The organism is Salsipaludibacter albus, from assembly GCF_019798055.1.
In the GTDB taxonomy this organism is placed as follows: domain Bacteria; phylum Actinomycetota; class Nitriliruptoria; order Nitriliruptorales; family Nitriliruptoraceae; genus Salsipaludibacter; species Salsipaludibacter albus.
The window spans coordinates 91,470-105,019 of sequence record NZ_JAHOPH010000008.1 but is presented as its reverse complement, the minus strand read 5'-3'; the positions used below and the strand labels follow the sequence as shown (position 1 = coordinate 105,019).

General features: G+C 72.9%; 10 protein-coding genes. 4 read left to right on the top strand and 6 right to left on the bottom strand.

The genetic code is table 11. From position 1 onward, the window contains the following. Window positions 1-7: 7 nt before the first annotated feature. The 6 genes from KR546_RS07040 to KR546_RS07015 form a co-directional block, all read right to left on the bottom strand. Entirely contained in the window at window positions 8-2,734 is a 2,727-nt protein-coding gene (locus tag KR546_RS07040; RefSeq protein WP_238443994.1) for a fibronectin type III domain-containing protein, read from the bottom strand. A gap of 121 nt (window positions 2,735-2,855) precedes the next feature. After that, the gene (locus KR546_RS07035; protein ID WP_238443993.1) at window positions 2,856-3,425 is read right to left on the bottom strand and encodes a DUF5698 domain-containing protein; all 570 of its coding nucleotides are present in this window, start codon (window positions 3,423-3,425) and stop codon (window positions 2,856-2,858) included. 157 nt (window positions 3,426-3,582) lie between these two features. Then, on the bottom strand, window positions 3,583-4,785 hold the full coding sequence (locus KR546_RS07030) for an MFS transporter (RefSeq protein WP_238443992.1): 1,203 nt from the start codon (window positions 4,783-4,785) through the stop codon (window positions 3,583-3,585). A 206-nt stretch (window positions 4,786-4,991) separates the two neighbouring features. Beyond that, window positions 4,992-6,806 (bottom strand): ABC transporter ATP-binding protein, encoded by a 1,815-nt coding sequence (locus KR546_RS07025; RefSeq protein WP_238443991.1) that lies wholly within the window; start codon window positions 6,804-6,806, stop codon window positions 4,992-4,994. Continuing rightward, window positions 6,803-8,575 carry an ABC transporter ATP-binding protein gene (locus KR546_RS07020; protein ID WP_238443990.1) on the bottom strand — a complete coding sequence of 591 codons (1,773 nt, stop codon included), beginning with the start codon at window positions 8,573-8,575 and terminating at the stop codon, window positions 6,803-6,805. The genes KR546_RS07025 and KR546_RS07020 overlap by 4 nt, the downstream gene beginning before the upstream one ends. Window positions 8,576-8,876: 301 nt before the next feature. Continuing rightward, window positions 8,877-9,902 (bottom strand): 2-hydroxyacid dehydrogenase, encoded by a 1,026-nt coding sequence (locus KR546_RS07015; protein WP_238443989.1) that lies wholly within the window; start codon window positions 9,900-9,902, stop codon window positions 8,877-8,879. A 227-nt stretch (window positions 9,903-10,129) separates the two neighbouring features. Between KR546_RS07015 and KR546_RS07010 the strand changes: the two genes are divergently transcribed. From KR546_RS07010 to KR546_RS06995, 4 genes are all read left to right on the top strand, one after another. Next, a complete protein-coding gene (locus KR546_RS07010; RefSeq protein WP_238443988.1) occupies window positions 10,130-11,296 on the top strand; it encodes an endonuclease/exonuclease/phosphatase family protein in 1,167 nt (388 codons plus the stop codon). Window positions 11,297-11,431: 135 nt separating this feature from the next. After that, entirely contained in the window at window positions 11,432-11,839 is a 408-nt protein-coding gene (locus KR546_RS07005) for a DnaJ family domain-containing protein (RefSeq protein WP_238443987.1), read from the top strand. Window positions 11,840-11,966: 127 nt separating this feature from the next. Continuing rightward, complete coding sequence (locus KR546_RS07000) at window positions 11,967-12,317, top strand: YciI family protein (RefSeq protein ID WP_238443986.1); 351 nt, start codon at window positions 11,967-11,969, stop codon at window positions 12,315-12,317. A 29-nt stretch (window positions 12,318-12,346) separates the two neighbouring features. Beyond that, window positions 12,347-13,549, top strand: coding sequence for an RNA polymerase sigma factor (locus KR546_RS06995; RefSeq protein WP_238443985.1), 1,203 nt, complete (start codon window positions 12,347-12,349; stop codon window positions 13,547-13,549). Window position 13,550: the final 1 nt, after the last annotated feature.

Below are 13,550 nucleotides of genomic sequence, written 5' to 3'. Positions count from 1 at the left end.
CGAGGGCTCAGCAGCCCCGCTTGGGATGGCACTTCGGTGGGCCACCCCCATCGCCACCGTCCCCGCCGCTGGCCAGCGTCGCGGGCGGACCGGTCCCCGCGTCGTTGACCGCCACCACCTCGACCTCCCACGACCCCTTGTCGACCCCCGCCAGGACCAGGGTCGTGCTCGTGGCCGGCACCTGGCGGGTCTGGCCACTGCGGACCTCGGTGACGCGGTAGCCGGCGAGCTGGTTGCCCCCGTCGTCGGTCGGTGGCGACCACGAGATCGCCAGCTCGTCGCGCTTCTGGGTCGTCGCGGCCAGGTTGCGGGGTGCCGACGGCACGTCCACCGTGGTGGCGGTGGCGCTGGCGCCGTCGCTGGTGCCCGCCCGGTTGCGGGCCCGCACCGTGACGGTGACGGTCTCGCCGGGATCGAGGCCCTCGACCACGTACTCGTGGACGTCGCCGGCAACCGTGGTGCCGCCGCCGACCCCCACCTGCAGGAGGTAGTCGGCGATCGTGGCACCACCGTCCCACTCGGGTGGCTCCCACGAGACCATGACGCGGCCGACCCCACCGACTGCGGTGACCTCGGTCGGCTCGGAGGGGGGCTCGGCCCAGTCGCGGATGGTGGCCGTCGCCTCCTCGCCCCTGCCGAGCGCGTTGCTGGCGGTCACGACGACCGCGTCGCCGGCGGGCACCCACGGCAGCTCGACCAGGGTGGTCGCGGCATCGACCGTGGTGGCCCCGCCGGCGTACTCCACGCGGTACCCCGTGACCGGGCTGCCGCCGTCGTCGGCGGGTGGCTGCCACGCCACCGTGACCACGTCCTGCCAGAGGTTGGCGACGAGTTCGACGACCGGGCCCGGCGTGGTCGCGACCGGCGGCACCTCGACGAACGCCTCGCTGCCCCAGCCCGCCTGGTTGACCGCCATGACCTCGATGAAGACCCGCTGGTCGGGTGCCGCCGGGACGGACACGCTCCGGGTGTCGGCGGTGAGCTCGCGGACCGCCATGTCGGGATCGTCGTCGTAGCTCCACCGGACGACCCACCCGACGATCGTGCCCCCGCCGTCGTGCTCCGGTGGGCCCCACGTGACCCCGATCTCGTCACCGTCGCGGACGGCCGACAGGTCGGTGGGCTCGCCCGGGACGACGACCAGGAGCTCGATGTCCGCGTTGGCCCACGGCCCCGGACCCGCCGCGTTCACGGCCCGGACCGCGACCTCGGTGTCGTCGGGGACGTCGTCGGCGTCGAGGTCGAGGTACGTCGAGTCCGGCTCGACCGACCAGACCTCGTCGCCGACCTCCACCTCGTAGGCGAGCAGGGGCAGGGCACCCGTCGGCTCGGGCGGGGCCCAGTCGATCCACAGGTCCGGCCCCGCGAGGGTCGCGGTCACGCCGATCGGGGCGGCCGGGACGCCCCATTCACCTGCGTCGGCCTCCCAGGCCCCGATGTCGACCGTGGCCGTGCCGTCGCCGTCCCCGTCCCGGACGCGCGCGTTGCCGGCGAGGTCGCCCGTCGGCAGTTCGGGTCGGAACACCCCGGCGTCCACCAGGGGCGATCCCGGGGCCGGCACGAAGGTGCCGGGGACGAAGCCCGGGGCCGCCTCGACGTTGCCGTCGTCGGACGACGGCGCCGTGCACGCCCCGGTGAAGGCCGCACCCGTGCCGGACCAGAACAGGTTGTGCTGCAGCGTCGGCGTCTCGTGGCCGTAGGACGCACCACAGACGACGGTCTCGGGATCGTCACCCGTGAACACGTTGTCGACCACGTCGATGGCGGACGTCCAGCCGTCCAGCAGCAGTGCCGCACCGCCGTCGTCGGACGTGGACCCGACCGTGTTGCCGGCCAGCGTGTTGCCCACCAGCACCCCGGACGGCGTGCTGCTGGGTGCGAGCCACCAGATGCCGCCACCCTCGAAGTGGGCATGGTTGCCGGAGATCTCGTTCTGCACGATCCGCGGGGACGTGCCGTTGACGATGCTGATCCCACCCCCGCGTCCGTAGGACACCGTGTTGCCGGTGATGTGGTTGCCGATGATCTCGACCGCCCCCGCCGCGAACAGGTCGATCCCGCCTCCGGGGCCGCCCCCGTTGAGATGGTTGTCGGCGATCACGTTGCCGGTGATGGTCGTCGTCCCACCCCCGTCGCCACGGACGCGGATGCCGCCGCCCCCGGACCCGCCACTGCAGCCCTGTCGGAAGTTGTCGCGGATCGTGTTGTCGGCAATGATCGGCGACCCGAACGCGACCGCGATGCCGGCCCCGGAGCAGGCCGCGTTGTCGACGACCACGTTGTCGCGGACCGTGGGCGACGCACGGTCGATCCTGACGCCGCCCCCCTCCCCGCTGCCCAGCGACACCGACCCGAGGCCCCCGCGGATCGTGAAGCCGGCCAGGACGCTGGCCGGGCCCTCGTCGTCGTCGAAGGTGACCACCGTGCCGTCGCGGTACCCGTTGAGGACGGTCGCCTCCGGGCCGTTGGTGGACCGGACCGTGATGGCCTTGCCACCGAAGTCGAGCAGCTCGGCGTACTCGCCGGGCAGGACCTCGACCACGTCACCGTCCGCGGCCGCGTCGATCGCGTCCTGCACCAGGGCGAAGTCGACCTGGGCGGACGTGCCCGGGGGTCCGACGCGCCACGTGACCGCGGCGTGCGCAGCCGGCGCGGGCAGCAGGCCGACCAGCAGGCCGGCGAGTGCGGCGAGGGCCAGGACGAGGCGGACGTGCGGTCGTGTCGGCACGGACATGGCGGCAGTCGATGGCACGTTGCATCCCCCCGGGGTGTCTCCGTGGGCAGGATGCTCGACGAGGGGGTCGCGGCTGTCAAGGGACCCGGGTCCCGTCCTGCCCTCCAGGGCGGGATCGCCGTCAGGCCCGCGCGGCAGTGGCCAGGGGTTGCAGGTCGTTGTCCACCGCGACGATCGTGTCGTCGGACACCGCGCCCGCCGCCGCGATGACCGCCGAGGCCCGCCGGCGGGGCACGGTCGACAGGATCATCTCGACCGGTCCACGCATCCCTGCGCCGGTGAAGACGGTGGCGCCGTAGCCGGCCTCGCGGATCGCGGTGGCGATGGCGGCACCCGTCGCGCCGTCGTGGCGGGCGTCGGCGTAGATCCGCACGGTCACCATGCCCAGGCGGAGCCGCTCGACGATCGTGGTGCCGAGCAGCGTGCCGAGCATGATCCCGGCGACGTAGCCGATCGCCTTGGCGACGGTGACGTCCGCCAGCACGATCCCGGCCGCGGCCAACCAGGTCCCGCCCTCGAGTGCGTGGAACACCGCGGCCAGCCACTTGCGCCCGTTGACCGTGAAGACCGTGCGGAAGACGTTCAGCGTGACGTCGACGACCCGCAGCGACGCGACCAGCAGGGCCGGGAGCACGATCGTCCAGGCGGACGCCACGGCGTCAGCGAGATCGGGGGACAGCAGGTCGGTCATCGGCTCGAGGTTGGTCGGGGTCGGTGTGCTGCCCGGGGAGCGGTGTCGCGAGGACGGCCGGGGGTCGGGCGCGACCACCCACGGTGACCGACGACGGGCGTCGCGGCGTCGTCCGGCGTGGTCGCCCGGCCACCATCGCGGCCGGTTTCCGCTCGCGTCAGCGAGGTGAGGTGGCCGTGGGACGCTCCGTCGCGTGGTCGAGGACGAGTCCGTGGCGCGCGAGCAGCGTGAGCCCACCCGCGATGGCCAGCGCCCCGGCCGACAACAGCCAGACGAGGTCGTAGGACGCCTGCGACGCCACCTGTCCCGCGACCAGCGGACCCAGGGCGGCACCCACGCTCAGGCCCGTCTGGGTGATCCCGGTCGCCTGTGCCGGCGCGTCGGGGTTGAGCCGCATCACGGCGTAGGTCAGCAGGCCGTTCCAGCCCCACGAGGCGGCGAACGCGAGGATCGTGACCAGCGCCAGCATCGCGCCCTGTGGCTGGGTGGACAGGGCGACGAACCCGACCACGGCCAGCAGCATCGCGCCGGCGACTGCCCGCAGGTGGCCGAACGGCAGGCGGTCGGCCGCGATGCCCACCACGATCCGTGCCACGGCACCGACGGCCGATCCCAGTGCCAGCAGCAGCCCGGCGGTGCCCTCGAGGCTGCCGGCGGTGACGACGGCGTCGACGTAGAACACCGACGACGACTGGCCCGCCGCGGTCGCCAGTCCGGCGGCTGCGGCCAGCAGCCACAGCGAGCCACGACGGCTCGCCAGCACACCGCGGGGTGGCCGGGCGGTCGCCCGGGCCGACGAGCGGCCACGCCGGGACAGGGAGGCGACGACCAGCGGCAGGCCCAGCACGGGGGCCGCAAGGAAGGCGAACCGCCAGCCGACCGTCAGGGCGATGGCGGGCACGGCGAACCCTGCCAGCATGGTCCCCAGCGGGACGGCGCCCTGCTTCACGCCGACGGCCGTGCCGAGGTGGGTCGGCTCGACCGCCTGGGCGAGACGCATGTTGGCCGACAGCTGCGAGATCGCGTTGCCCGGACCACCCAGCACCATGGCGACGACGATCGCGGGCGTGCTCTCGGCCACGCCGACCAACACCAGCGAGGCGACCGCGAACCCCACGCCCAACCAGGTCGAGGTCTGGACGCCCAGCGACTCGATCCGGCGGTTGGCGAACGCGTAGACCAGTGCGGACACCCCGAAGAAGCCGCTGGCCGCCAGTCCGAGGTCGGCCGGCGACATCCCGACGTCGCCCCGCATCGACGTGGCCAGCGCACCCAGCAGGAACGGTGCGAGCATGCCGAGCGTGGTCTGCAGGACGGCGATGACGGTCGGGCGGACCGGCGAGGTCGCGCGGGAGTTCATGGGCGGACTCGTGGGGAGCGGGCGGCTGGTGGGACGACGAGGCCGGTGCCGACCGTGCTGGTGACCCGGCCCGGTCGGTCCGGCGCCGCCGCCGCCAACGCGGCACCGGGGCCGATCCATCCCCCGACACCATGCGAAGGGGGACGTCGAGTGTGCGGCCCGCGGCCTGATGCGGCCGGCAGGAGCACACTCGACGTCCCTCGGGGTCAGCCCCAGAGTTCGCGGAAGGCCGCGGAGGTCCGGCGCAGCTCGGCCGCGGTGCCACGTGCGACGACCCGGCCGGCCTCCAGCACGACCACGTGGTCGGCCCGGGCCAGTGCGGGACGCCGGTGCGACACCACCAGGGCCGTTGCCGGCTCGTCCACGTCGAACAGCCGCGCCCACAGCGCGGCCTCGGTCTCGACGTCCAGCGCCGACGACAGGTCGTCGAAGACGACCAGTTCCGCGCCCCGCACGAGCATGCGGGCCGCGGCCGACCGCTGGACCTGGCCGCCCGACAGGCGCATGCCGCGGGGCCCCACCATGGTGTCCAGCCCGTCGGGCATCGTGGCCAGGTCCCGGGTCATCGTGGCGGTGTCCATGGCCGCCCACAGTCGCTCGTCGTCGCCGTCGGTCCCCATCAGGAGGTTGTCGCGCAGTGCCATCGAGAACAACCGGGGGACCTGTGGGGTGTACGCCGCCACCGGCGGCACCATGAACCGGGCCGGGTCGTCGACCGTGCGACCGTGCCAGGCGATCGTGCCACGCTCGGCCGGCAGGAGCCCCAGCACGGTCTGCAGCAGCGTGGTCTTGCCGGCGCCGACCCGACCGGTCACCACGACCAGTTGCCCGCGCTCGACCTGCAGGTCCACGTCGTGGATGCCGCCGGCGGCATCGGGATGGACGTGGGTCAGGCCTCGGACCGCCAGCAGCGGCGCGTCGACCCGGTCGACGACGCCGACCCGCGTGGCTGGCGCGGTCGGGACGGGCAGGGACTCCTCCAGCTCGGAGTGCACGGTCAGGTCCCGCCAGGTCGACCCGTCCATCAGGTCCACCATGCGGTCGAAGGAGACCCCGGCCTGGCGGATCCGGGCGAGGAAGGTCCCGATGAAGAACGCCGCGAACGAGGTGTGCGCCAGCAGGATGCCGAACAGGGCGAAGTCGCCCACGCTCAGCCCGGCCGCGCCACCCCGGGCCAGGGAACCGGCTGCCAACAGCAGCACCAGGCCCGTGCCCACCGTGCCGGTGGTCTGGCCCATGGCGTCGGTCGCCGCGGTCAGCGTGCGGTCCCGCACCATCATCACGCGACGCCGGTCGTTGAGCCGGGCGAACCGGTCCAGCACCGGGCGCTCGGCGCCGTTGACCTTGATCGACTGCGTGGCCGACAGGGTCTCGCCCAGGAATCCCGCGACGGCCTCGGTGGTCTCGCGAGCCGACTCGCGGTACCGCCGGATCCGGTTGGCCAACGTCCACACGACCAGCAGCACCACGACCATCGGTGCGAAGGCCACCATCGCCAGTACCGGATCGATCCGCGCGAGCAGCACGAACGACACCGTGGCCGACACGATCGACCCGGTGAAGTCCACGGACAGGTCGAGCGCCTCGGTGGTGTGTTCGACGTCGTCGCGGAACCGGCTGACGACCTCGCCGGGGGACTCCCGCACCGGGCGGGCCCCGGGCAGGGCGAAGATGCGGCGCAGCATGGAGCGCTGCATGCCGGCACCGGCCCGGAACAGCAGCCGGGCGTGCCACCACATGCCGAAGAAGATCCCCGCCAGCCGTACCAGCAGGTACGCGCCCAGCGCGATCACCACGGTCACCAGGGTCCAGCCCGCCTGGTCGGCGCTGGTGCCGTCGAGCCCGTCGAAGTACTGCTGGGCGATCACCCCGATCATCACCGGCCAGGTCCAGTTCAGGGTCCACACGGCCAGGCTGATCGGGTAGCGCACGGGCTGGTTCGCCATCAGGCGCAGCAAGGGGCGTAGCCCGCCAGCGGTCGTGGTGGCATCGGGTCCGCGTGCATGGGTGGTCGTGGTCATGTCAGCACCTCCTCGAGGCCGGTTGCCAGCAGGTGGGCGTAGCGGCTGTCACGGTCGGCACGCAGCCGCTCGCGGGGACCGTGCTCGACCACGCGGCCGTCGGCCATCACCAGCACGTCGTCGACCCGTTCGAGCGTTCCCAGCCGGTGGGCGATGATGACACCGGTGCGGTCGCGCAACAGCCCGTCGACGGCCCGTTCCAGCCACGCCTCGGTGGCCGGGTCGAGTCGCGACGAGGCTTCGTCGAGCACGACCAGCCCCGGGTCGCGCAGGAACACCCGGGTGAAGGCCAGCAGCTGGGCCTGGCCCGCGGACACGCCCACGCCGTCGCCGCCCAGCCGGGTGTCGAGCCCGTCGGGCAGGGTCGCCAGCCAGTCGTCCAGACCGAGGGTGGCGACGGCCTCGACGAGCCGGGCGTCGTCGATCGAGGGGTCGAAGAAGGTCAGGTTGTCGCGGACCGTCGCCCGGAACAGTTGCACGTCCTGGGTGACCATGGCCACCCGGTCGCGCAGGTCCGCGGCCTCGGCCGTCTCGACCCCGCCGACGCGGACGTGGCCGGTGTCGGGGTCGTACAGCCGGGTCACGAGCCGGGCGAGCGTCGACTTGCCCGACCCGGTCCGGCCGACGATGCCCAGCACCCGTCCGGCCGGCACCTCCAGGTCGATGTCGTGGAGCACCCGCGGGGCGTCGCCCTTCGGCTCCGTCCCATCGTCCGGACGGGCGTCGTGGTAGGCGAAGCCCACACCGGTCAGCGACAGGCCCAGCGGCCCGGTGGGCAGGGGGGTGGTCCCGGCAGGTGGCAGGGCGGTCGGAGTCGCCAGCAGGTCCTCGACCCGGGCGATCGAGGCCCCGGCCTTCTGCAGGTCCTGCATCTGCTCACGGATCTCGTGCAGCGGGTGGCCGACCATCTCGGCGTAGTTCAGGACGAGGTAGACCGTGCCCACGGTCATCGTCCCGACGTCGAGCTGCCAGGCGCCCAGCACGAACACCGCGACCAGCAGGAGCACCTGGAGCACCTCGCTGGTGCCCCACATCAGTGCCCAGCCCATCCAGCCACGGACGTGCAGGGGCATCCAGGTGCGCAGTTGGTCGGCGAACCGCTCCTGCATGTAGCGGCCGCCGCCGTTGCCGGCGATGTCCTCGGTGCCGTCGACCTGCTCCCCGAGCTGGCCGAAGGTCTCGGCCGCGACCGCGCGCTGGCGTCGCCACCAGGGCACGGCGATGGCGTGCAGCCGGCCCATCGCGAGGATGCCGAGGCCGACCAGGACGCCGAGGGTCACCCCGACGAGCCAGGACTCGCGCAGGAGCAACACGACGATGCCCGCGATCAGCACGCCGTTGCCCACGACCTTGACGACCATCGCCGAGAAGAAGTTCGACAGGGCGGTGACGTCGCCGTCGACCCGCTCGAGCAGCTCACCCGGGGGGTGCTGCTTGTGGAAGCCGAGGTCGAGGTGGAGGACGTGGTCGGCGAGGTCCGCGCGCAGGTCGTTGGTCGCCCGCCAGCCGACCTCCTCTGCCACCCGGGTCGCTGCCACGGCCAGGCCCATGTGGGCGAGCGCGGCGAGCACGACCATGCCGGCCAGCCAGACCAGGCGGTCGGTGGCCGTGCCGGCCAGCGCGTCGTCGATGATCGTGCGCACGACCTGCGGGATCGCGAGTTGCACCGCGATGTCGCCGAGCACGAGCACGGCGAGCAGCGCCATGCGGGCACGATGCTCGCGCAGGTGGGTCGTCAGGAGGGCGAGGTACGCCCGGACCGGGATCATGGTGGTCGCCTGGTGGTCGGTCGCCCGTGGTGGGCGAGGATGGTGCGGGAAGGGGGACACGAAGAAGGGCCACCCCGATGGGGCGGCCCGCGTGACGGAGGTGGTCGTGGCTACACGACGGCACGCGGACGGGCCCCGAAGACGGGCGCGGCGATCGGGCGGCGCGTCTTCATGGAGCCCTCCGTGGTCGTGGTCCTTCCCGCGACCAGGCAGATCGCGGTCCGGTGACCATGCCCGAGCGACCCCCGGATGTCAAGGGGCGCCTGCCGGGACGTGCGCTGGCCGTCGTCGTGCCACGCGCTCAGGTCGTGCTCGACACCTCGGTGTCGGCCGGCTCCCCGGTGACGATGGCGACGGCGTTGGCCAGCGTGGTGCGGGCGATGGCGTCGAGTGCCTCGCGGGTCAGGAACGCCTGGTGGGCGGTGATCAGCACGTTGGGGAACGTCAGCAGCCGTGCGAACCGGTCGTCGTCGATGATCTCGTCGCTGCGATCGGTGAAGAACAGGTCCGCCTCCTCCTCGTAGACGTCCAGTGCCAGCGAGCCGATCCGACCGGACTTGAGCCCTTCGATCACGGCGTCGGTGTCCACCAGCGGTCCACGACCGGTGTTGACCAGCATGACGCCGTCACGCATCGTGTCCACCGCGGCCGCGTCCACGAGGTGGTGGGTGTCGTCGGTGAGCGGGCAGTTCAGGGTGATGATGTCGGCCTGCGCACAGGCCTGCTCCCACGACACGTACTCCGCGCCGAGTTCCAGCAGGTGGTCGTGGCGGTAGGGGTCGACGCACAGGACCCGGCACCGCAGGTGCCACAGCAGGCGGGCGACGATGGCGCCGATCTGGCCCGTGCCCACCACGGCGACGGTGGTGCCGGCAAGGTCGAAGCCGACGAGGCCGTCCAGGGCGAAGTTGCCGTCGCGGACCCGGTTGTAGGCCCGGTGGATCTTGCGGTTGAGCGCGAGGATGAGTGCCAGGGTGTGCTCGGCGACGGCGTTGGGGGAGTAGGCCGGGACACGCAGCACCCGCAGCCCGAGGCGCTCGGCGGCCGCCAGGTCGACGTTGTTGAACCCGGCGCAACGCAGCGCGACGCCCTGGGTTCCGCCCTCGGCCAGCACCTCCAGCACGTCGGCCGACAGGTCGTCGTTGACGAAGGCGCACACGACCGGTGCGCCACGGGCGAGCTCGGCGGTCCGGGCCGTGAGCCGGGTGTCGAGGAAGACCACCTCGATGCCGTGGTGCTCGACCGCGCCGAAGCCCTCCCGGTCGTAGCGCTGGGCCGAGAACACGACCATGCGTCGTGCGTCGTCGCGTGGCTCGTTCGGCGTCATCCCGGTCCTTCGTCGCCCTGGCTGGCGACCCTAGCCGTGGGGGCCGAGGGGCCTGCGACGGGCGGTGACCGCGCGTGCGACGGCTCGACTGAGTCGCTCGACCTCCTGACCCCGACCCGGCGTGCTTGCCTGCAGGGACCCGGGGGGTCGCCCGGTGTGCCACGGTCCGTGTTCGCGCACCGCCTCGCGACCTGTCCGGACCGACCGATGCGACCAGGAGTGCACCGATGCGATCGAGAACCCTGACCACCCGGCTGCTGGGCCTGGCCCTCTTGCTGGCCGGGCTCCCCGCCAGCGCCGGGCCGGACGAGCCCGTCCGCTTCGCCACCTTCAACGCGAGCCTGAACCGCTTCTCGCAGGGCCTGCTGCTGGCCGACCTGCAGACCGTGGCCGGCGGGGGCAGCGTGCCCCAGGTGGAGGCCGTGCTCGAGATCATCGCCCGCAACGACGCCGACGTCCTGCTGGTCAACGAGTTCGACTTCGACCCGGCCGCGGCGGACCTGTTCGCCGACCTCACCGGCTACCCCCACCACTTCACCGCACCGTCCAACACCGGGATCCCGTCGGGCTTCGACCTCAACAACGACGGCAGCGTCGGTGGCCCCGACGACGCGTTCGGGTTCGGGTTCTTCCCCGGCCAGTACGGGATGCTCGTGCTGTCCCGGTATCCACTGCCCGAGGCACGGACCTTCCAGGAGCTGCTCTGGGCCGACATGCCCGGGGCGTTGCTGCCCGAGCTGGACGGCCAGCCGTGGTTCACCGACTCAGAGCTCGAGGTCGTGCGCCTGTCGTCGAAGTCGCACTGGGACGTGACCGTCGACGTGCCGGGCCGCCAGGACGTCCACTTCCTGGTCTCGCACCCCACGCCGCCGGTGTTCGACGGTGCCGAGGACCGCAACGGACGTCGCAACTCCGACGAGATCCGGTTCTGGGTCGACTACGTCCAGCCGCAGTCCGGGGACTGGATCAGCGACGACGACGGGGTGTCGGGTGGGCTGGCGCCGGGCAGTCGGTTCGTGGTCGCCGGTGACCTCAACTCGGACCCGGCCGACGGGGACTCGCTGCCCGGGGCCATCAACCAGCTGCTCGACACGCCACAGGTCAACACCAAGCTGACGCCGACCAGCGAGGGCGCGGTCGAGCAGACCATCCTGCAGGACAGCAACAACGTGCTGGCGACCGCCCAGTACGACACCGCGGACTTCGGGGAGGCCGAGTTCGACGGGCCTGGCAACCTCCGGGTCGACTACGTCCTGCCGTCACGCCAGCTCAGGATGCTCGACGCTGGCGTCGACTGGCCGACCACCGACGACCCCGACTTCGACGAGGTCGGCGTGTTCCCCTTCCCGAGCTCGGACCACCGGCTGGTCTGGATCGACGTCCAGGTGAACTGAGGCCTGCGGGGGCGGGGCCTCGGCTCCGCCCCGGCACCCGCCGGGCCGTCGACCGGACGGGGACGCATGGCCGACGCCGGGTTGGCGTCGAGGCGAGGTGGGCGGGTTCACTCGGGGCCGACGGAAGGGTCGGTCATGGCACGCAAGCCGCCGGGTCAGACGTGGGAGTCCTTCGTGGACAAGCAGATCCGCGAGGCACAGGCGCGGGGCGAGTTCGACGGCCTGTCCGGCGCCGGCCGCCCGATCCCCGACCTCGACCGGCGCGCCGGGGAGTCATGGTGGATCAACCGCAAGCTGCGCGAGGAGCGCGTCACCAACGTGCCGCCGGCGCTGGCGTTGCGACGCGACGTCGACCGCGCGCGTGAGCAGATCGCGGCAGCCGACAGCGAGGCGGAGGTGACCGCCATCGTCGACACGATCAACACCCGGATCCGCACCGCCAACGCCACGATCGTGTCCGGACCGCCGTCCGACGTGTGGCCGCTGGACCTCGAGCGCGTGCTGGCCCGATGGCGCGCCGACCGCGGCGATCACGACCGGTGAGCAGCATCGCGTCCGGTCTCCATGTGCGTTGGGCGCACGACTTGGCACGAGGTGTCGATGGCGCCATCCGGTGTTCGTCGGCATGGATGAGGACGGCAACGGGCCGTTCCCGACACGAGGAAGACCGATGACCCAGTACCTGCTCAGCGTCCACCACGAGGGCCTCGACTTCCCGGAAGTGGCCGACGAGGACCTGCAGCGCCAGTTCGCCCAGGTCGACACCTTCAACACCGACCTGCAGGCGTCCGGCCGATGGGTGTTCGCCGGTGGTCTCGAGCCGCCGTCGACCGCCACGGTGGTCGAGTCCCGGGCCGGGGAGGTGGTCAGCACCGACGGGCCGTTCGCCGAGGCCAAGGAGTACATGGGCGGCTTCTGGGTCATCGAGGCGGCCGACCTCGACGAGGCCATGGCGCTGGCCGCAGATGCCAGCACCGCGTGCGAGGCGCCGGTCGAGGTGCGCCCGTTCCAGGGCGAGTGAGCCCGACGGCCCGGGACGAGGTCGACCGCGTGTTCCGACGGGAGTCGGGGCGCGCGGTCGCCACGCTCGTACGCGTGCTGGGTGACGTCGACCGGGCCGAGGAGGCCGTCCAGGAGGCCTTCGCCCGGGCCCTGGACCGCTGGCCCACCGCCGGGATCCCCGACAACCCGGCCGGCTGGATCGTCACCACCGCACGCAACGCCGCGATCGACGACCTCCGACGCGAGTCCGGGCGACACGAGCGACACGTCCTGGCGACCGGGGTCCACGCCGCCGACCACGTGACGGTGCCCGAGGAGGTCGAGATGGTGCCCGATGACCAGCTCCGACTGCTGTTCACCTGTTGCCACCCCGCCCTGGCGCCGGACGTCCAGGTCGCGCTGACCCTGCGCCTGCTGGGTGGCCTGGACACGGGCGAGATCGCCCGTGCCTTCCTGGTCCCGGAGCCCACGATGGCCCAGCGCCTGGTCCGCGCGAAACGCAAGATCCGTGCCGCCGCCATTCCCTACCGGGTCCCGGGTGACGCCGAGTTGCCCGACCGGCTCGCGGCCGTCCTGGCCGTGCTGTCGCTGGTCTTCACCGAGGGTCACCGGGCCACGACCGGGACCGAGCTCGTGCGCACCGACCTGTGCGACGAGGCGATCAGGCTGGCGCGGGAACTGGCGACGCTGATGCCCGACGAGCCCGAGGTGGCCGGCCAGCTGGCGCTGTTCCTGCTGGTCGCCGCGCGGCGGCGAGCGCGGACCGCCGGGGGGGTGGCCGTCCTGTTGGCCGACCAGGACCGGTCCCGCTGGGACGCCGCGATGGTGGCGGAGGGCCACGCGCTCGTGCGTGCCTGCCTGCGACGCAACGCGCCCGGCCCCTACCAGCTCCAGGCCGCGATCCAGGCCGTCCACACCGATGCGGCCACCGCGGAGGAGACCGACTGGGGCCAGGTGCTGGCGCTCTACGACCAGCTGATGGTCGTGCTGCCCACCCCGGTCGTGGCACTCAACCGTGCCGTCGCCGTCGCCGAGGTCGAGGGTGTCGGCCCGGCGCGGGACGTGGTCGACGACCTGGCGGACCAGCTCGGGGGCTACGGCCCGTTCTGGGCCACCCGGGCCGAGCTCGCCGCCCGCGACGACGACCTCGACACGGCGCTGGCGGCCGTGGACCGGGCGCTCGACCTGGCCACCAGCCGACCGGAGCGCGACCACCTGCGTCGGCGCCGCCGCACCTGGGCCGACGGCTGAC